Genomic DNA, 17,180 nt, shown 5'->3' on the forward strand with positions numbered 1-17,180 from the left:
TTCCCTTGCGGCGAACGTTCGCTCATTCGGCTAGCCACTTGCAGAGGGCGGCACAAGCCTGCTTGGCTGCGGTGATGCGGGGAACTTTTGCGTGTTCATTGCCGGTTATGGCGATATCTGGCAGGCAGTAGGTCCGTAAAGACGGGGTCGCGATTGGGACGTTTAGAATCTTCGACAATGTGGCGAAGCTGGCATTGCGGTGTCGCCGGGGCCGCGCTGCTGGCGCTGACCGCCTGCGGTGGCGGGGCAGGCGCGCGCCCGCCGATCAGCAGACCTGCGCCCGTGCCAACGCCGACGCCGACACCAACGCCTACTCCCACACCTACGCCGACGCCCACACCAACGCCGCCGCCAGTCGGAGGCTTTCCGGTGCAGGCGGTGCCGCCCGCGTTCAACAGCCGCGAATTCCGCCAGTCAGACGGTCCTGCGCAGCACAATGCCGCCAGCGCCTGGGCGCAAGGCGCAACGGGGCAAAGCGTCACCATCGCGGTGATTGATACCGGGATTGACCCTGACAATCCGGAATTTGCCGGACGCCTCTCCCCCGCCTCGATAGATATTGTGGCGGATCGCGGGCTCGAAGCGCCGGACGATCACGGGACACTCGTATCGCTTGTCGCCGCCGCCGCGCGCGACAATACCGGCATTCTGGGGATCGCTTTCGATGCGACGATCCTCGCCATCCGTGCCGATTCGGTGGGGAGCTGCCAGGAAAACGGGGCATCTTCCGACCTCACATGCTCCTTTTTTGACCGAGATATCGCTGCAGGAATCGACCATGCGGTGGCGAACGGGGCGAAGGTCATCAATATCTCGCTCGGCGGGTCCGACGGGATTTCCGCACAGTTGCGCACCTCGGTCATCAATGCAGTCGATGCCGGTGTCCTGATCGTCGTTGCCTCGGGCAATGACGGGATGGAGGAGCTGGACGGTTTCGGGCGACAATTGGCCGCTGCGGGCGATGGCGGGCTGATCATCGTGGGTTCGGTCGACGAGGACTATTCGGTTTCGGACTTCACCAACCGCGCCGGGCCTGATGCTGACAGGTTCTTGTCCGCCAGAGGCAGCAGCATTTGCTGCGTCTATCAGGACGGCCAGCTGTTCGTGGACGATGAGGGCTTTGTCTTCCTGTTTTCGGGCACCAGCTTCGCCTCCCCGCAAGTTGCCGGTGCCGCCGCCTTGCTGGCGCAGGCGTTTCCGCATCTCACCGGGCGGCAGATTGCCGAGATTCTCCTCGAATCCGCCTTCGATGCGGGCGCAGCGGGGGCCGATCCGGTGTTCGGGCGCGGCATTCTCGACATTGCAGCAGCGTTCCGGCCCTTGGGGGCCACCGCGATTGCTGGGCAGAATGTCGGCCTCGCGTTGCCAGACAGCACGGTGGTCGGCTCGCCCGCAATGGGCGATGCGCTGGCGAGGGCCTCGCTCCCCACGCTGGTGACCGACCGTTACCAGCGGGCGTTTGAGACCGATCTGGGCGGCACGGTGCGCAGCGCGGAACTGCGCCCGCGCCTGCATGGTGCGGTGGGTGGGCAGACGCGCTCGCTATCCGGCAGGGCGGGCGGGGCGAGCCTCGCCTTCACCATCGATGATCGCGGGCCGCAGCCATTACAGCTGACCGGCACCGATGCCGAAACCGCGCGGGTGCTGGCGGCACGGGTTGCGCTGCACCTCGCGCCCGAAACGCAGCTGGCCTTCGGCTACCGGCAGAGCGCGGATGGCGTGGTGGCGGGCTTGCAGGGGCAGGATCGCCCGGCCTTTATGATTGCCGGCTCTCCGCGCGGTGACAGCGGCGGACTGGAAAGCCACGATGCGGCGATTGCTGTGCGCCAGCAGATGGGCCCCTGGGGCCTGACCGTGAGTGCCGAAAGCGGCTCCACCTATACCGCCGCAACCGTGCGGCGCGCGGCGTTGTTACGCGGGCAACGGCTGGACGAGGACATGGCAAGCTTTGGCCTCGCGCTCGACCGTCGGCTGGGCACGCTCGAAACCGCCTTCAGCCTCACCTGGCTCGCCGAAGAGCAGACCGTGCTTGGTGCGCGCTTCCACGAAGGGTTCGGCCTTGCGGGCAGCGACACGCTGTTTGCCGATGCCGATATCGGCTGGCGCATCGATCCGCACTGGCGGCTGGGGGCAAGCTGGCGGCACGGTTTTACGTCGCTGCGCGATGCGCCGCTGGTGGGCGACGGGTCGCGGCTGGCCAGCTATGGCTGGAGCATGGATGTCGAACGTCGGGGCTTCCTAACATCGGACGACACGCTGGCGCTGCGCCTGTCGCAGCCGCTGCGGGTGAGCGATGGCGGTATCAACCTGCTTTTGCCGAGCAGTTTCAGCTACGAAACGCTGCAACCCGATGCCTATACGATCCGCACGCTCAGCCTATCGCCAGACGGGCGCGAGCTGACCGGCGAACTGGCATGGCGCGGACGGTTGCTGGACGGGTTCGGCGGTGCGAGTCTGTTCTACCGCCACCAGCCCGGGCATTTCGCCAGCCAGCCCGACGATATCGGCGTGGCCGTCCGGTGGTCGCGCGCGTTTTAGGCCGAGCGCATCAAATCGCGGGTAAAGTCGACAAGTCCCGTCTGCCGCGCGCGGCGCATCCGCTCGGCTTCGAGGATCATCCGCACCTTGGCGAAGCAGGCGTCGATATCGTCATTGACGACGACATAATCATAGCCGTCCCAATGGCTGATCTCGTTCCTCGCCCGTGCCATCCGGCTTTCGATTACCGCATCGCTATCGGTGGCGCGGCCGCGCAGCCTCTCCTCCAGCTCGTCAATGCTCGGTGGCAGGAGGAACACGCGGACAACATCCGTCTCCATCCGCTGGTACAGCTGTTGGGTGCCCTGCCAGTCGATATCGAAGAGGAAATCGCGGCCTTCCTTCAGGCCTGCCTTGATCTGCGCTTTGGGCGTGCCGTAATTGTTGCCGAAGACTTCGGCCCATTCAACGAGCTCGCCCGCTTCGACCATCCGTTGGAACTCGGCCTCGTCGATAAAGTGGTAATCCACGCCATCCACCTCGCCCGGGCGCGGCGGGCGGGTGGTGACCGATACCGACATGGCGATATCCGCGTCCTCTGCCAGCAGGCGGCGGGCAATCGTCGTCTTGCCAGTCCCCGAAGGCGAGGAGAGGATGAACATCAGTCCGCGGCGTTGAAGATTGTCCGATCGTGCCATTGTCCGCATGTGCCGTATCGTGCGGCCCGAAATCAAGCGCCGTTCGCTGCTATGCGCGGTTAATCGCCGATTTTGGGTATCCGCTTTGCTTTACGCTTGTGCTGGCTGCGATCGAACAGCGTCTTGGCGACAAGGCCGGTTCCCACCAGCGCGAGACCGGGCAATGATCGCGCCGCGAGCCGCGTGGCGGCAAAGCGGGTGACGCGGTGCGCTGTGGAACGGTCTTTCATCGCCTTTTTTGCGAAGGCCTGCGAGTATTGTTGGCCGAGCAAGGCTCGCGCTGCTGCCTCGCGCGATACAAAAGTGACAGCGCCGAGGACGATTTCGGCAATCAGCAGATTGGTGTCCGGATTGGGGCTGGGGCCAAGCGGAGACGCCGTATCGGGCGCATCACGCTGGTCATCCGCACTCGCCATCGCCTTACACTCCGTTGCTACTTCTTCCGCCCGAAATCGACCGTGACGACATTGGAGCCGTCTTCGCTGGTGGCGATATCAGCCAGATCGGGCCCATCCCCATCGCCGGAACCGTCATTGGTTGCATCGTCATGCTCGGCGGGCGTGTCGTCCTCCACCATGGCCTGGAATTGCAGCCCGAAATCGACCGCCGGATCAACGAAAGCAGTGATCGCGGCGAAGGGAATGTTCAGCTTTGACGGGATCTGGTTGAAGCTCAGCCCCACAGAAAATCCGTCTTCGCGCACGTCCAGATCCCAGAACTTGTTCTGCAAAACGATGGTCATTTCATCGGGGAAGCGTTCGCGCAGGGACTTGGGAATATCCACCCCCGGCGCGCCGGTTTTGAAGGTGATGTAGAAATGGTGCGTTCCCGGCAGCGATCCGCCCGTCTCCTGCACCGATCCGAGCACGCGCCCGACCACCGCGCGCAGGGCTTCCTGCACGATCTCGTCATAGGGAATAAGGCTATCGGGCGTGTTGTCGCTCATATGCGCTAGGTGGCGGCGGCGATTGCTCAGGTCAAGCGGCAATCGGCGGTTATGCGGGCTTTCAGATGGCTTGCACGCTGCAAGAGTCGGCCTATAGGCTCTCCCCATGCGAACAGGCCGGATAGAGCGAAAAACCAAGGAAACCGACATCCTCGTCGAGGTCAATCTCGACGGGACGGGGGCCTATGATGTCAGCACGGGCATCGGCTTCCTCGATCATATGGTGGAACAGTTCAGCCGCCATTCGCTGATCGACGTGACCATGAAAGTCGATGGCGACCTGCATATCGACCAGCACCACACGACCGAGGATTCCGCTCTGGCTCTGGGGCAGGCGCTGGCGGCTGCGCTGGGCGACAAGGGCGGCATCGGCCGCTACGGCGAAGCGCATTCGCCGATGGACGAGACCTTGGCGCGCGTCGTGCTCGATATCTCGGGGCGGCCCTATCTGGTGTGGAAAGCCCGCTTCACGCAGGAAAAGCTGGGCGAATGGGACACAGAGCTGATCGAGCACTGGTTCCATTCCGTCGCGCAAACGGCGGGGCTGACGCTGCATTGCCAGCTGCTCTACGGCAGCAACAACCACCACATTTGCGAGGCGATGTATAAAGGCTTTGCCCGCGCGATGCGGCAAGCGGTAGAGCTTGACCCGCGCAAAGGCGGCGCGGTGCCCAGCACCAAAGGTCAACTCGGCGGCTGATATGTCGGAAGCAATTGCGCTTATCGACTACGGCGCGGGTAATTTGCACTCGGTCTACAACGCGCTGAATGCGGCGGGTGCGGGCCATGTGGCGGTCACCGCCGACCCCAAGCTCGTGCGCGGCGCGCAGCGTATCGTGCTCCCCGGAGTGGGAGCTTTCGGCGCGTGCCGCAAGGGCCTTTGGGCGATCCCCGGCATGATCGAGGCGCTGGAAGAGCGGGTCATCGAGAAAGGCGTCCCCTTCCTCGGCATTTGCGTCGGGATGCAGCTGCTCGCCACGCACGGGCTGGAGCATGGGACGCATAAGGGGCTCGGCTGGATTGCGGGCGATGTAAAGCTGATCGAGCGCACCGATCCGCAGATCAAAGTGCCACATATGGGCTGGAACGATGTCGCGCTCACCCCGCACGCGCGGGCGCACCCAGTGATGGAGGCGGGCGAGGCCTATTTCCTCCACTCCTACCACTTCACGCCCGAGGATGGCGGCGATATCGCCGCGATGACCGATCACGGCGGCGGCCTTGTCGCTGCGGTGGCGCGCGACAATATACTCGGCGTGCAGTTCCATCCCGAAAAGAGCCAGCGTTACGGGCTGGATTTGTTGACGCGGTTTCTGGAGTGGCGGCCATGAGGCCCTCTCCAAGCTTCGCTAGCCTGCAAGCAGGCAAGCTGCGCTATCCTCTCCCGAAATGGGAGAGGAGTTGGGCCGCGCTCCTCCTCTCCCAATTCGGGAGAGGATACGAAGGCTTGGCGACGAAGGCGCCTAGCCGCAGTTGGAGAGGGATATGATCGTTTTTCCCGCCATCGACCTCAAGAACGGCGAAGTGGTGCGCCTTGCCGAAGGCGATATGGACCGCGCCACCGTTTACGGGGACGATCCCGCCGCGCAGGCGCTGATCTTTGCCAAGGCGGGGGCGGGGCATCTCCATGTCGTCGATCTCGACGGCAGTTTTGCGGGCGAGACAAAGAACCGCGAGGCGGTGGAGGCGATTGTCAAAGCCTTCCCCGGCTATGTCCAACTGGGCGGCGGCATCCGCAATGCGGAGCAGGTGGAGGCGTGGTTCAATCTCGGCGTGGCGCGCATCGTGATGGGCTCCGCCGCGCTCAAGAACCCCGAATTCGTCAAGGACATGGCGCGCGAATGGGAAGGCGGCATCGTTGTTGCCGTGGATGCGCGCGATGGCATGGTGGCGACCGAGGGCTGGGCCGAAGTTTCAGACGTTCCCGTCACCGACATGGCCCGCCGGTTCGAGGATGCGGGCGTTGCCAGCCTGCTCTTCACCGATATCGGGCGCGACGGGCTGCTGAAAGGCTGCAATGTGCAGGCGACGGTCGATCTGGCACGCAGCGTCGATATTCCGGTGATCGCCAGCGGCGGGGTGAAAGGGCTCGACGACATCCATATGCTCGCGCTGCAAGCCGATCAGGGGATCGAGGGCGTGATTACCGGGCGGGCGCTGTATGAAGGCCGACTCGATCTGGCGACCGCGATTGCGATGGCGAATAGGTGATGTGGCAGGCGCTATTCCATCTCGCGCTTGCCGTCGGCTTTGGTGTGTCAGTGTTTCAGACTTTGAAGACAGGCGTGACCTTCTTCGGAACTCGCGATGAGAGTGCGGGTAAATTCTGGGCAGTGATGTTCGTGTTATCGGTCGTTGCCATAGGCAATGGGTATCTCGCGGCGAGGGCCTTGTTGTGACCGTCCGCATCCGCGTCATCCCCTGCCTCGACGTCGCTGACGGGCGCGTTGTCAAAGGCGTCAACTTCGTCGATCTCAAAGACGCGGGCGATCCTGTCGAGCAGGCGCAGGCCTATGATGCGGCGAGGGCGGATGAACTTTGCTTTCTCGACATTTCCGCCAGCCATGAAGGGCGCGGGACGCTGCTCGATATCGTGCGGCGCACGGCGGAAGTGTGCTTTATGCCGCTGACCGTGGGCGGCGGCGTGTCGAGCGTGGAAGATGCGCGCAAGCTGTTGCTGGCAGGTGCGGACAAGGTCGCGGTGAACTCAGCCGCGGTGAAGCGTCCCGAAATCATGGCCGATATCGCCGACCGGATGGGCAGCCAATGCGCGGTCGCCTCCGTCGATGCGCGTAAGGTCGAGCCAGGTCGCTGGGAAATCTTCACCCATGGCGGGCGGCGCGAGACGGGGATCGATGCGCTTGAACACGCGGTCAGGCTCGCCGAGCTGGGCGCGGGCGAATTGCTTGTCACCAGCATGGATGGCGACGGGACGCAGGCCGGGTACGATCTCGATCTCACCCGCGCAATCGCCGATGCGGTGAGCATTCCGGTGGTCGCGAGCGGCGGCGTCGGCAATCTCCAGCATTTGGTCGACGGCGTCACCGAGGGCGGTGCGAGCGCGGTGCTGGCGGCAAGCATTTTCCACTTCGGAACGTACACAATTGCCGAGGCGCACGCGGCCTTGCGCGCTGCCGGATTGCCAGCGCGAGGCGTCTGATTCGATACGACAATTTACACCTTCGCAGTCTGCCAGTCCCATGGCGGGACAGAGCCCCCGTCGCGCTTGTGCAATGCGGCAAAAAGGCAGATTTTCTGCCACACATGATCCATTGGCTTCCCCCCGCCGCTTTGGTGCTGATCGCTGCCTCCCCCGCAGCTGCGCAGGGCTTTGCACAAATTCCTGAAGCCAACAGCATCACGCTGTTCGCGCTCGGCGTGCTTGGCGTGATTGTCGGGCGGCGTTTGTCAACGCGCCGGTCGGACAGGGACGACTGACCGCTTGACTGTCCGGCGCGCCGTGGCAAGGCCGTGGCCATGGACACTCTCACCCGTTTAGAAGCCATTATCGCAGAGCGCCTCCGCGCCGCGCCCGATGCCAGCTATGTCGCCAGCCTGCACGCCAAGGGCCTGCCCAAAATCGCCGAGAAGCTCGGGGAGGAAGCGACCGAGGCCGTCATCGCGGCACTGGTGGGCAGCGATGCCGATCTGACTGGCGAGGCCGCCGATCTGCTGTTCCACCTGCTGGTGCTGCTCGGCGCAAAAGGGATTGCGCTTAGCGACGTTCTGGCCGAACTGGAGCGCAGAGAAGGCGTTTCCGGCCTCGCCGAGAAAGCCGCAAGGGGGGAAAGCGCATGACTGTCGATCCGGCCAAGCCGTATGATCCGGAGAATATCTTCGCCAAGATCCTGCGCGGGGAGATCCCGTGCAACAAGGTCTATGAGGACGATCACGCGCTCGCCTTCCACGACATCAACCCGCAGGCACCGGTGCATCTGCTGGTGATCCCCAAGGGCGAATATGTCAGCTGGGACGATTTCAGCGCCAAAGCGAGCGAGGCGGAGATCGCCGGTTTCGTGCGCGCGGTGGGCCATGTCGCGCGTGAACAAGGGTTGGTGGTGCGCGGGTACCGGCTGCTCGGCAATATCGGGCGCAATGGCGGGCAGGAAGTGCCGCATCTGCACGTCCACCTGTTCGGCGGCGGCCCGCTGGGGCCGATGCTGGCGGGGTGAGCCTTCCGCCTGCCGCAGCAAAGATTCGCTCTGCCGATTAACCCTCTTTTTTTGCGCCCGACTGCGCTGTAAGCGGGCGTTCAGCAATGAGCGACCAATTGCATCCTCCCACCGGCTTTATCGACGGGGCGCGGCACCTTTATCCGGTGCGCGTTTTCTTTGAGGATACCGATTTGTCCGGCATCGCCTACCACGCCAATTATCTCAAATGGGCAGAGCGCGCGCGCAGCGATCTGTTGCGTGTGCTGGGTATAGACCAGCGCGCGGCGATGGAGGCGGGGGAAGGCTACTACGCTGTCTCCGAAGCCAACATCAAATGGAAGCGTCCGGCTGGCCTTGACGATGTGCTGCGCGTGGAAACGACCTGCACCGATTTGCGCGCCGCTAGCGCCCATATGCTGCAACGTATTCTGCGCGGTGACGAACTGCTCGCCGAAATCCGGATTATTGCCGCCTTCCTCTCTTCCGAAGGGCGCCCGCAGCGTCAGCCCGCTGCGTGGCGCGCGGCCTTCGCAACCTTTGTCCAGAAAGACCCTGAATGAGCCTTCTTGCCAATCTTTCCGCTGCCACCGCTGCCGCCCCGACGCGGCTCGACCCGGTCGAGCTGTTCATGGCTGCCGATATCGTTGTGCAGGCGGTCATCGTCGGTCTTGTCCTCGCCTCGATCTGGGTGTGGGCGATCATTTTCGGCTTCTCGCTGAAAATCGCCAATGTGAAGCGCAAGTGCAATGCGTTCGAAGACGAGTTCTGGAGCGACGCCAATCTCGACGCGCTGCTCGATGGTCGCGGGCGCAAGGATAATCCCTCGGCCCGCATCGCCGCTGCCGGGATCAACGAATTCCGCCGCAGCCACAAGGCGGGTTTGAAAGACCGTGACGCCGCACGCGCGCGCATCGCGCAGGCGATGGACGGGCAGGTGGCATTCGAAGCCGACGCATTGGCGGACCGGCTCGGCTTTCTCGCTACGGTCGGCTCTGTTGCGCCATTTGTCGGCCTGTTCGGCACCGTGTGGGGCATTATGAACAGCTTCTTCCAGATCGGCATCCAGCAGAACAGCTCGCTCGCCGTAGTCGCACCGGGCATTGCCGAGGCGCTGTTTGCGACCGCCATCGGCCTCTTCGCCGCCATTCCGGCGGTGATCGCCTATAACCGCCTCTCGCACACGGTGAACGGCTTTGAAGCGCGGATGACCCGCTTTGCCGACCGCGTGCACGCGCAAGTCAGCCGCGAAATGGAGGCGGTGTAGCCATGGCGATGAGCCTCGCCTCCCCGCGTCGCAGGGGCCGCGCAAGCAAGCGCGCGCCGATGGCGGAAATCAACGTCACCCCGTTTGTGGACGTGATGCTGGTGTTGCTCATCATTTTCATGGTCACCGCGCCGCTGCTGGCTGCCGGGGTGCCGGTGAATCTGCCCGAGAGCCGCGCCAATCCGGTGGATCAGGAGCCTGATCAGGTTAGCGTTACCATCGACCGCGAAGGCTTCATCTACGTGGAGTCCACCGAGATCGAGGGTATGCGGGTCGAAACGGGTTCCTTCCCCGAGTTTCTCGAATCGCTTGTTGCTGGCTCTGGCGGGGAACCGCCGCTGGTCAATCTGCGGGCGGACCGCGAGATTGACTATGGCCGCGTGATGGCGGTGATGGGCGAGCTGAATCGCGCTGGTTTCACCTCGATCTCGATGATTACGACCAGCGCGCCCGAACCTGCGGCGATGCCCGCGGGAGATGCCAGCGAGAGCGGCGACAGCGTTCCGGCAGAGGCCGTCGAAGAAGCCGCTCCGGTCAGTGACGGTTCAGCCGCTGAAAGCCAGCCTGCCGGGTGACATGAGCAATCCAGCGTCCCTTTCCGGCGAAGAAGGCCTTGGCATCGGCGTGGCCGTTGTTGCGCATGGCGCGCTGGCGGCTTTGCTGGTGTGGCACGCGACGCGGGAAGTCGAGCCGATCAAGCCGCCCGAGCGGATCGAGGTTAGTCTGGCGAGTGAAATCAGCCTGGAAAGCACCGCGCCCGATCCCAGCGCCGAGCCTGCCGCCAGCTTCGCGCCGGTGGTGAGCGAATTGCCGGCTCCGCCCGAGCCCGAACTGGCGCCGCCGGAACCTGAAGCGGTGCCTACGCGCACACCGCGCACGACGACACCTCCGCCGCGCCCGACACCCACCGCCAGCCGCACTGCTACGCCGCGACCCACTCCTACGCCGACCCGTTCCAGTGCGCCCCGCCCGACGCCCACGCCGAGCCGCTCATCGGCACCGCGCCCGACTCCTACTCCCACGCCTTCGCGCCGTGCGGGGGGAAGCCGCTTTAATGACGCATTTAGCCCCGGCACGGGGACGAATGACACCAACAACACCGGCCAGCCTGCGGCGACCTTTGGGCCGACCCAGGCGGCGGATTTGCGCTCTGCGATTACTCGCCAGCTTCGCCGCAATTGGAGCGCTCCGCAGGGCGTTGATGCAGAATTGCTTGTGACAACGGTCTCGTGGCGTCTAAACCGCAACGGTTCGGTTGCCGGTACTCCGCGTTGCGTCAACCAATCCGGTATTAACGATTCTAATCGTCCCCAAGCGCAGTTACACTGCGAAAGGGCAATTCGCGCTGTGCAGCTTGGCGATTTCAGCCAACTTCCGCAGGAATTTTACAGTCGATGGGATGACCTCGAATGGACTTTCGACAGAAGGCTTTGATGATGAAAACGATGCTGGCGGCAATCGCCGCATTCTTGCTGTTGCCGATTTCTGCAGTAGCTCAGGACAGCGATCCTTCACAAACGCAGGATCCAGATGATGGCCCCCTGACTGGCACCGTCACCGACGATTCAGCGTGGCAGGACATCGGCATCGCCATCGCCTCCTTCGCCACCAACCGCGACGTCGCCACCCCCGCCAATGCGAACGGCACCGCCGCGCTGGGGTTCGAGCTGGCGAGCGTCGTTTACAACGATCTGCGCTTCAACGGCCTGTTCCGCCCGGTCGGCCCCGATGCGCTGCCGCGCCCGACCTATGCGCAGACGACCGCGCCAGCCTGGAGCACGTGGAGCGGGCGTTCGGCAGAAATGCTCGTCCACGGCTTCGTCCGCGCTAATGACAACGGCAATCTGACGGTCGGGTGCTATCTGTACGACGTCGTTTTGCAGACCGAGCTGGTGCGCGAGGGCTGGGAAGTCGCGCCCGGCGAATGGCGCCGCGCGGCCCACCGCTGCGCCGACCTCGTCTATTCGCGCCTCTCGGGCGAAAGCCCGTTCTTCGACAGCCGCATCGCCTATATTGCCGAGACTGGCCCCAAGGATAACCGCATCAAGCGGCTCGCCATCATGGATAGCGACGGGGCGAACCACCGCTTTATCACAAACGGCCAGTCGACCGCGCTCAGCCCGCGCTACTCGCCCGATTATTCGCGCATTGCCTATCTGTCCTATCAGGACGGCAATCCGCGCATCTATGTCTATGAAATCGACAGCGGGCGGCAGACCTTGGTCACCGAAAGCAGCAATCCGACTTTCGCTCCGCGCTGGAGCCCCGATGGCCGCTACATCCTCTATTCGATGGCGGTAGCGGGCAACACCGACATCTACCGCATCCGCGCCGATGGTTCGGGAACGCCGCTGCGCCTCACCGACAGCCCCTCGATCGAAGTCGGCGGTTCCTTCTCGCCCGATGGCAGCCGCATCGTGTTCGAGAGCGATGCTTCGGGCAGCCAGCAATGCTATGTGATGGATGCCGACGGCACCAACCAGCGGCGCATCAGCTTTTTCGGCGGGCGCTGCGCCAGCCCCGAATGGAGCCCGCGTGGCGACCAGATCGCCTTCACCCACATAGCCGGTAATTTCCGCATCGCGGTGATGACGCCGGATGGGCGCAATATGCGCCAGTTGACCGATGCTTGGCACGATGAAGGCCCCAGCTGGGCGCCCAATGGCCGCATCATCCAGTTTTTTCGCACCGAGCAAGGCTCTGGCGACACGGCAATCTATCAGGTGGATCTCACCGGGGAGAATGAACGTCGCCTGCGCACGCCGGTGGGAGCATCAGATCCGGCCTGGGGACCGGTTCTGAACTAACTGCGTTTTACACCCCAATGGGCCGCATGATCCAAGGAGAGCGATATGAAGAAGCGTAATATGATTGCCTTGTCCCTCACCAGCGCGCTGGCGCTCGCCGCGTGCAGCCGTACGCCGCCCGAAAGCACCCCGCCGGTGCCGCAGGATGTTGCCACCAATACGCCGACTACGCAGCCGACGACACCGATTTCGACGACGCCGCTGCCCGGAAGCCAGGCGCATTTCGCTTCGGCGATGATGGGAGCAGACACGATCTATTTCGACACCGACCGCTTCAATATCGATAGCGAAGATGCTGCGGCCTTGCGCCGACAGGCTGAGTATATGCTGCAATACCCCAGCGCCACGGCGACGGTTGAAGGCCATGCCGACGAACGCGGCACGCGCGATTACAACCTCGCCCTGGGTGAGCGCCGCGCTAATGCGGCGAAGAACTATCTGGTCAGTCTGGGCGTCCCCGAAAGCCGCCTGCGCACGGTGAGCTATGGCGAGGAACGCCCGCGCGCGACCGCTTCGAACGAAGCAGCCTGGGCGCAGAACCGGCGTTCGGTCACGGTGATGATCAGCCGCTGAGCTATTCGCCGAGCACGACAAAGGGCGCGTGGACTTCGGTCTGCGCGCCTTTTTCGTGAGCAGCATAGGCGATGCCGGGTGCAGGCGCGGGCGTAGACAACACGGCAAAGCTCGCCATCGCCATGATTGATGCGGCTGCGGAAATGGCCAGTTGCTTGCTCACGGTTTGTCCTTGTCTTTCACCGCTGCGGCCTAGCGCGCCAGTGCGATGGTGCAATGCAGCATTATGCCAATAGACGTTGCAAACCGATGAACGGTTCCCGCCCATGGACTAAAGTCCAAGCAAGGCAGCAACACGGTTCACCAATCGCTTCGGCTCGCCTATAGGCCTCGCATGAACAGTGTTTCGAGCCTTTCCTGATGGCGCGCTCCAACGATTGGGGCTTCCCGCGCTGGCGCGGTTATGAAGACAGCCGCGACGCTGTCGAAGTGCGCCTGTGCGACCGTTATGGCTGCAGCGAGAAGGGCGATTGCCCCGCTCCCAAAAGTCCCAACAGCAAGGAGCGCTGGTATTTCTGCCAACGCCACGCGGCCGAATACAACAAAGGGTGGGACTATTTCGAAGGGCTCGACAAGGAAGAGGCGAAGGCCCGCGCGAAGGCCGAACAGACCGAAAGCGCAGGCTATGCCGAGGCGCAGCATTACGGCTGGGCGAGCAGCGGCGACGGCTCGCGATCAGCCGATGAAATGCGTGCTCTGGAAGTGCTGGAGCTGGAAGCCGATGCCGATTTCGACGCGATCAAGCGCGAATGGCGCGCGCGGGCCAAGAAGGTGCATCCCGACGTGAAGCCGGGTGACAAGGCCGCGGCGGAGGAATTCCAGAAGCTCCAGCTCGCCTATGAAGTGCTGAAAGCCGCCGAAGAACGCCGCGTATGGAAAGGTTGATCCGGAAGGGCCGGAACGCGCCTTAGCGCGCGCCGATCCACGAACCGACAAAGCGGCGGTTGTCGGTATCGGCAGGGTCATCGTCGGTTACCGAGAACACCAAAAACGCCTCTTCGCGGTTGGGCCCGGCCAGCGCGCCCGCGAACTCGCCATCGAGACCGAAGGTATTGTCGTCAATATCGCCGAAGAACGTGCCATTGGCGGCCACGTCATCGGTCATCACCAGCGTGGCGACGCGGGTCGACACGTTGTTCACCGTTTCGAAGATTTCGATGGTGATGGTCACTGTATCCGCTGCCGTGGCAGTCGCGCCCGGCGTGACAACCAGATTGGTTGCGGTGACGGTCAGTATGCCTGAAGGGGTCACGCCCGGTGCGCCGCCAAATGCCTCTGCCGTTCCGGTGTAGGTGAGCGCTGCGGTGATATCTGCGGTTGTCGTAATCGGATTGAAGAACAAGGACGAACGTCGACTGCGCAGCGTCCCCGCCACGCTGTCACGCGTGAAGGCCTGATCGTCCAGATCATAGGACACGCGCATGATGTGGGTGGCGGGCAGGAACAGGGTGAGCGCCTCGTCTCCGCGCACATAGCGTCGTTCGGTCGCGCTCACGCTGACAAAGTCGGCGGCGGCAAAGACCAGCAGAGCGCTGATATCGGGGAAGCCGAAGCTGACTGTTTCGGGCGATGCGTCGAATTCGATCGAGGCCGAACCATTGACCCGCGCTGCGCTGCTGAACACTTCCGCGGTGCTTCCGTCCGGCGTGAAGAAGCCGACAATAGCATTGGTATTGGCGGCGCCGGCAGCAAAATCCTGCGTCAGCGAAAAAGTGATCCCGCCCGTGGCGGTCGATGTCGGCGTCGGTGTGGGCGTGCTCGTATCCGTGGATGTCGGCGTGGGCGTTGGCGTTTCGTCATCGCCACAAGAGGTAACCAGAACGCCAAGTGAAGCAGCGCCAAGCAATAGACCGATTTTCCGGAGCACGATAATTCCCGTCTGTAACCCGTAGAGCAATGCGACCCTTACGCCGCCGAACCTGTCCCTTAGCTGTCTGGCAGGGCACGGGGCAAGCGGCGTTTACCGCTTAATGCGCCACTTGCCGCGTCAGCCGATCCGCTGGGCGATTCCGGCAGCCAGCATTTCACCCATTCGCGGCCCCTGTTCGGGGTAGAGATAGGGCTCGATCATCTCCACCTCGATCACCGCCATGCGCCCGTCGGTCAGCCGCAGCATATCGACGCGTGCATAGAGCGGGGCGGCGAAGGGCAGTTTGGCCATCACGTCTGCCGCCGCGGCAATCTGCTCTGCATCGGGGGTGATCGCGCGCTCGCTTCCGCCATACATCGACTGGATGCGATATTCGCCCTGCTGTGCCTGTTTGAGGATCGCGTGGCTGAACGCGCCCTCGAAGAAGAGGAACGAATACTCGCCTTCCTCGCGAATGGCGGGCTGGAAGGGCTGGATCATAGCGGGCCGGTCAAAATGCCACCCGCCAGCAGGCAGCGCATCGCGGGAGAATATCTCCTGCCCCAGCGCGCCTGCTCCTACCTGCCGTTTGATGACAAGCTTCTCTGCATCGAAATGTTCGAACGCGCGGGCGATGTCTCCCGGTCCCGCACGATCCAGCCACAGAGTCGGGATTGTCACCGCACCCGCTTCGGCAAGCTCGCGCAAGTAGGACTTCCCGATATTCCAGCGCACCACATCGGGCGGATTGCACACCGCGATGCCGCGCGCGGCCAACGTATCGAGGCGGGTGAGGAATTCCTCCTGCCTGTCCTGATAATTCCACGATGTGCCGATCAGCACCAGCTCGATACCGGCGAAGGTGTCGAGCGGCCCCGCCCAGTCGAGTTCGACCATGCCGATGCCGCGCTCCGCCAAAGCAGGCGCAAGCGCGGCGACTTGCAAATCATGCTCGAACGCATCGCTGCGACGGATGGGAGAGCCGGGCAGGGTGGTCTCGCAGGCGAGGAACCCCACCCGCACCGGCAGTCCGCTCATACCGCGTCCAGGGCCTGCGCGAAGTCGGCGATCAGATCGTCGGCGTCCTCGATCCCTATGGAAATACGCACCAGATTGTCGGTGATCCCCAGCATCGCCTTGCGTTCGTCGGGCACCGAAAGATGCGTCATGCTGGCAGGGTGGCTGGCGAGTGTTTCGGTGCCGCCGAGGCTGACCGCCAGCTTGGCGACTTTGAGTGCGTCGAGGAAGGCGAAACATTCCGCCTCGCCGCCCTTGATGAACACCGAGAAGGTCGAGCCTGCGCCCAGACAATGCCGGTCGTAAATGTCCTGCTGGCGGGCATCGTCGATCATGCCGAGATAGCCGAGGCCTTCCACCTTGGGATGGCTTTTCAAGAATTCGCACACCTTCGCCGCATTCTCGCCCGCGCGCTGCATCCGGAGTTCCACTGTCTCGAGCGAGCGCAGCAGCATCCATGCGGTGTGCGGGTCGGCGATACCGCCCATCGTGTTGCGCAGGGCGCGCACCGCGTTCACCCATTTCTTGCCCCCGGCAATGCTGCCCGCGACCAGATCGGAATGCCCGCCGACATATTTGGTGAGCGAATAGACCACCAGATCGGCGCCGTGCTCAAGCGGGCGCTGCCAGAGGGGGCCTAGAAATGTGTTGTCGATCGCAATCGGGCAGCGATCGGGATCGAAATGCGCATCGCGCGCTTCCTTGACCGCCTCGATATCGACCAGCGCATTGGTCGGGTTGCCAGGGCTTTCGAGATAGATCAGCGGCACTTCGCCGCCTTGCGCTTCGGCCTTGGCCTTGGCTTCCACCATCACCGCGTCCAGCTCCTCCCGCGTCGCACCCGCGGGGAAGGCGATATAGGTAACACCGTATTTCGCCATAACCTTGGCGACGAAGCCTTCGGATGCGGCGTAAAGCGGGCCCGAATGCACGATCACATCGCCCGCATTGCACGCCGCGAGCATCAGCACGGCAATCGCGGTCATCCCGCTGGAGAAGCACAGGGCATCCTCAGCGCCGTCCCAGATGGCGAGCCGGTCTTCGAGGATTTCCTGATTCGGCCCATTGAAGCGCGAATAGACAAGCCCTTCCGCGCCGCCCGGCCGCTTGCCGGTGATGCCTTCGAAATGGCGCTTGCCTGCCGCCGCATTCTCGAACGCGAAAGTGCTGGTGAGGAAGATCGGGGCTTTGAGCGAACCTTCCGACAGCGCCGGATCGAACCCGTGGCCCATCATCAGCGTTGACGGCTTCATCGGGCGGCCGCCAATGGTCGTAACCTTGGGCTTGGGCTTGCGGCGCGGGGTGGGGGGAGTGACGGAACCCAAAGGATCGTCGTGCTGGTCAGCCATAATCTGGCATCCTTCCTAAATCACGCTCCCAGGAAGGCAGGAGCC

General features: G+C 63.5%; 22 protein-coding genes and 1 pseudogene. 16 read left to right on the plus strand and 7 right to left on the minus strand.

The window, feature by feature from the left end:
• Positions 1-177 precede the first annotated feature (177 nt).
• On the plus strand, positions 178-2,538 hold the full coding sequence (locus ACS0VV_RS02080) for a S8 family peptidase (protein WP_483531082.1): 2,361 nt from the start codon (positions 178-180) through the stop codon (positions 2,536-2,538).
• Here the strand turns inward: ACS0VV_RS02080 and gmk are convergent.
• Genes gmk through ACS0VV_RS02095 form a run of 3 tightly spaced genes read right to left on the minus strand, consistent with a single transcriptional unit; the run spans position 2,535 to position 4,122 of the window.
• Positions 2,535-3,185 (minus strand): guanylate kinase, encoded by a 651-nt coding sequence (gene gmk, locus ACS0VV_RS02085; RefSeq protein WP_483531083.1) that lies wholly within the window; start codon positions 3,183-3,185, stop codon positions 2,535-2,537. The two genes, ACS0VV_RS02080 and gmk, sit on opposite strands and share 4 nt — an antisense overlap.
• Before the next feature lie 50 nt (positions 3,186-3,235).
• Positions 3,236-3,592 (minus strand): hypothetical protein, encoded by a 357-nt coding sequence (locus ACS0VV_RS02090; protein ID WP_483531084.1) that lies wholly within the window; start codon positions 3,590-3,592, stop codon positions 3,236-3,238.
• A gap of 17 nt (positions 3,593-3,609) precedes the next feature.
• Positions 3,610-4,122 carry an SspB family protein gene (locus ACS0VV_RS02095; protein ID WP_483531085.1) on the minus strand — a complete coding sequence of 171 codons (513 nt, stop codon included), beginning with the start codon at positions 4,120-4,122 and terminating at the stop codon, positions 3,610-3,612.
• A gap of 106 nt (positions 4,123-4,228) precedes the next feature.
• On the opposite strand from ACS0VV_RS02095, the gene hisB reads away from it, so the two are divergent.
• The 14 genes and pseudogenes from hisB (at position 4,229) to pal (ending at position 12,920) form a co-directional block, all read left to right on the plus strand.
• The gene (hisB, locus tag ACS0VV_RS02100) at positions 4,229-4,822 is read left to right on the plus strand and encodes an imidazoleglycerol-phosphate dehydratase HisB (protein ID WP_483531086.1); all 594 of its coding nucleotides are present in this window, start codon (positions 4,229-4,231) and stop codon (positions 4,820-4,822) included.
• 1 nt (position 4,823) lies between these two features.
• On the plus strand, positions 4,824-5,453 hold the full coding sequence (gene hisH, locus ACS0VV_RS02105) for an imidazole glycerol phosphate synthase subunit HisH (RefSeq protein ID WP_483531087.1): 630 nt from the start codon (positions 4,824-4,826) through the stop codon (positions 5,451-5,453).
• Positions 5,454-5,607: 154 nt separating this feature from the next.
• Positions 5,608-6,333 (plus strand): 1-(5-phosphoribosyl)-5-[(5-phosphoribosylamino)methylideneamino]imidazole-4-carboxamide isomerase, encoded by a 726-nt coding sequence (gene hisA, locus ACS0VV_RS02110; protein WP_483531088.1) that lies wholly within the window; start codon positions 5,608-5,610, stop codon positions 6,331-6,333.
• Positions 6,333-6,521 carry a hypothetical protein gene (locus ACS0VV_RS02115; RefSeq protein WP_483531089.1) on the plus strand — a complete coding sequence of 63 codons (189 nt, stop codon included), beginning with the start codon at positions 6,333-6,335 and terminating at the stop codon, positions 6,519-6,521. Before hisA ends, ACS0VV_RS02115 begins: the two co-directional genes overlap by 1 nt.
• Positions 6,518-7,282: an imidazole glycerol phosphate synthase subunit HisF gene (gene hisF / locus ACS0VV_RS02120; protein WP_483531090.1), complete on the plus strand. Its 765-nt coding sequence runs from the start codon at positions 6,518-6,520 to the stop codon at positions 7,280-7,282. The genes ACS0VV_RS02115 and hisF overlap by 4 nt, the downstream gene beginning before the upstream one ends.
• 104 nt (positions 7,283-7,386) lie before the next feature.
• Positions 7,387-7,560 (plus strand): PEP-CTERM sorting domain-containing protein, encoded by a 174-nt coding sequence (locus ACS0VV_RS02125; protein WP_483531091.1) that lies wholly within the window; start codon positions 7,387-7,389, stop codon positions 7,558-7,560.
• 39 nt (positions 7,561-7,599) lie between these two features.
• Positions 7,600-7,920, plus strand: a complete 321-nt coding sequence (locus ACS0VV_RS02130; RefSeq protein WP_483531092.1) for a phosphoribosyl-ATP diphosphatase — start codon at positions 7,600-7,602, stop codon at positions 7,918-7,920.
• On the plus strand, positions 7,917-8,294 hold the full coding sequence (locus ACS0VV_RS02135; protein ID WP_483531093.1) for a histidine triad nucleotide-binding protein: 378 nt from the start codon (positions 7,917-7,919) through the stop codon (positions 8,292-8,294). Before ACS0VV_RS02130 ends, ACS0VV_RS02135 begins: the two co-directional genes overlap by 4 nt.
• A gap of 86 nt (positions 8,295-8,380) precedes the next feature.
• Positions 8,381-8,836, plus strand: a complete 456-nt coding sequence (locus ACS0VV_RS02140; protein WP_483531094.1) for a YbgC/FadM family acyl-CoA thioesterase — start codon at positions 8,381-8,383, stop codon at positions 8,834-8,836.
• On the plus strand, positions 8,833-9,540 hold the full coding sequence (gene tolQ / locus ACS0VV_RS02145) for a protein TolQ (protein ID WP_483531095.1): 708 nt from the start codon (positions 8,833-8,835) through the stop codon (positions 9,538-9,540). The genes ACS0VV_RS02140 and tolQ overlap by 4 nt, the downstream gene beginning before the upstream one ends.
• A 2-nt stretch (positions 9,541-9,542) precedes the next feature.
• Positions 9,543-9,995 (plus strand): annotated as a pseudogene (locus tag ACS0VV_RS02150) (ExbD/TolR family protein); the annotation flags it as partial.
• A gap of 82 nt (positions 9,996-10,077) precedes the next feature.
• The gene (locus ACS0VV_RS02155) at positions 10,078-10,974 is read left to right on the plus strand and encodes an energy transducer TonB (RefSeq protein WP_483531096.1); all 897 of its coding nucleotides are present in this window, start codon (positions 10,078-10,080) and stop codon (positions 10,972-10,974) included.
• Entirely contained in the window at positions 10,974-12,347 is a 1,374-nt protein-coding gene (tolB, locus tag ACS0VV_RS02160; RefSeq protein WP_483533480.1) for a Tol-Pal system beta propeller repeat protein TolB, read from the plus strand. Before ACS0VV_RS02155 ends, tolB begins: the two co-directional genes overlap by 1 nt.
• A gap of 45 nt (positions 12,348-12,392) precedes the next feature.
• Positions 12,393-12,920, plus strand: a complete 528-nt coding sequence (gene pal / locus ACS0VV_RS02165; RefSeq protein ID WP_483531097.1) for a peptidoglycan-associated lipoprotein Pal — start codon at positions 12,393-12,395, stop codon at positions 12,918-12,920.
• A gap of 1 nt (position 12,921) precedes the next feature.
• Here pal and ACS0VV_RS02170 read toward each other — a convergent pair whose 3' ends face one another.
• Complete coding sequence (locus ACS0VV_RS02170) at positions 12,922-13,083, minus strand: hypothetical protein (RefSeq protein ID WP_483531098.1); 162 nt, start codon at positions 13,081-13,083, stop codon at positions 12,922-12,924.
• Between the two features lie 197 nt (positions 13,084-13,280).
• Between ACS0VV_RS02170 and ACS0VV_RS02175 the strand changes: the two genes are divergently transcribed.
• Entirely contained in the window at positions 13,281-13,805 is a 525-nt protein-coding gene (locus ACS0VV_RS02175) for a J domain-containing protein (protein WP_483531099.1), read from the plus strand.
• 22 nt (positions 13,806-13,827) lie between these two features.
• Here the strand turns inward: ACS0VV_RS02175 and ACS0VV_RS02180 are convergent, their stop codons facing one another.
• The 3 genes from ACS0VV_RS02180 to ACS0VV_RS02190 all read right to left on the minus strand — a co-directional run bounded on the left by ACS0VV_RS02180 (position 13,828) and on the right by ACS0VV_RS02190 (position 17,135).
• A complete protein-coding gene (locus ACS0VV_RS02180; RefSeq protein ID WP_483531100.1) occupies positions 13,828-14,787 on the minus strand; it encodes a hypothetical protein in 960 nt (319 codons plus the stop codon).
• Positions 14,788-14,907: 120 nt separating this feature from the next.
• Positions 14,908-15,807: an ATP-grasp domain-containing protein gene (locus ACS0VV_RS02185; protein WP_483531101.1), complete on the minus strand. Its 900-nt coding sequence runs from the start codon at positions 15,805-15,807 to the stop codon at positions 14,908-14,910.
• Positions 15,804-17,135 carry a cystathionine gamma-synthase family protein gene (locus tag ACS0VV_RS02190; RefSeq protein ID WP_483531102.1) on the minus strand — a complete coding sequence of 444 codons (1,332 nt, stop codon included), beginning with the start codon at positions 17,133-17,135 and terminating at the stop codon, positions 15,804-15,806. Before ACS0VV_RS02190 ends, ACS0VV_RS02185 begins: the two co-directional genes overlap by 4 nt.
• Positions 17,136-17,180: the final 45 nt, after the last annotated feature.

Source organism: Aurantiacibacter sp. KMU-128, from assembly GCF_056933515.1.

Excerpts from the sequence above, each read along its gene's own strand:
- ACS0VV_RS02080 (WP_483531082.1), top strand. The coding sequence starts at position 178 with ATGTGGCGAAGCTGGCATTGCGGTGTCGCCGGGGCCGCGCTGCTGGCG.
- gmk (WP_483531083.1), bottom strand. The coding sequence starts at position 3,185 with ATGCGGACAATGGCACGATCGGACAATCTTCAACGCCGCGGACTGATG.
- ACS0VV_RS02090 (WP_483531084.1), bottom strand. The coding sequence starts at position 3,592 with ATGGCGAGTGCGGATGACCAGCGTGATGCGCCCGATACGGCGTCTCCG.
- ACS0VV_RS02095 (WP_483531085.1), bottom strand. The coding sequence starts at position 4,122 with ATGAGCGACAACACGCCCGATAGCCTTATTCCCTATGACGAGATCGTG.
- hisB (WP_483531086.1), top strand. The coding sequence starts at position 4,229 with ATGCGAACAGGCCGGATAGAGCGAAAAACCAAGGAAACCGACATCCTC.
- hisH (WP_483531087.1), top strand. The coding sequence starts at position 4,824 with ATGTCGGAAGCAATTGCGCTTATCGACTACGGCGCGGGTAATTTGCAC.
- hisA (WP_483531088.1), top strand. The coding sequence starts at position 5,608 with ATGATCGTTTTTCCCGCCATCGACCTCAAGAACGGCGAAGTGGTGCGC.
- ACS0VV_RS02115 (WP_483531089.1), top strand. The coding sequence starts at position 6,333 with ATGTGGCAGGCGCTATTCCATCTCGCGCTTGCCGTCGGCTTTGGTGTG.
- ACS0VV_RS02125 (WP_483531091.1), top strand. The coding sequence starts at position 7,387 with ATGATCCATTGGCTTCCCCCCGCCGCTTTGGTGCTGATCGCTGCCTCC.
- ACS0VV_RS02130 (WP_483531092.1), top strand. The coding sequence starts at position 7,600 with ATGGACACTCTCACCCGTTTAGAAGCCATTATCGCAGAGCGCCTCCGC.
- ACS0VV_RS02135 (WP_483531093.1), top strand. The coding sequence starts at position 7,917 with ATGACTGTCGATCCGGCCAAGCCGTATGATCCGGAGAATATCTTCGCC.
- ACS0VV_RS02140 (WP_483531094.1), top strand. The coding sequence starts at position 8,381 with ATGAGCGACCAATTGCATCCTCCCACCGGCTTTATCGACGGGGCGCGG.
- tolQ (WP_483531095.1), top strand. The coding sequence starts at position 8,833 with ATGAGCCTTCTTGCCAATCTTTCCGCTGCCACCGCTGCCGCCCCGACG.
- tolB (WP_483533480.1), top strand. The coding sequence starts at position 10,974 with ATGATGAAAACGATGCTGGCGGCAATCGCCGCATTCTTGCTGTTGCCG.
- pal (WP_483531097.1), top strand. The coding sequence starts at position 12,393 with ATGAAGAAGCGTAATATGATTGCCTTGTCCCTCACCAGCGCGCTGGCG.
- ACS0VV_RS02175 (WP_483531099.1), top strand. The coding sequence starts at position 13,281 with ATGGCGCGCTCCAACGATTGGGGCTTCCCGCGCTGGCGCGGTTATGAA.
- ACS0VV_RS02185 (WP_483531101.1), bottom strand. The coding sequence starts at position 15,807 with ATGAGCGGACTGCCGGTGCGGGTGGGGTTCCTCGCCTGCGAGACCACC.
- ACS0VV_RS02190 (WP_483531102.1), bottom strand. The coding sequence starts at position 17,135 with ATGGCTGACCAGCACGACGATCCTTTGGGTTCCGTCACTCCCCCCACC.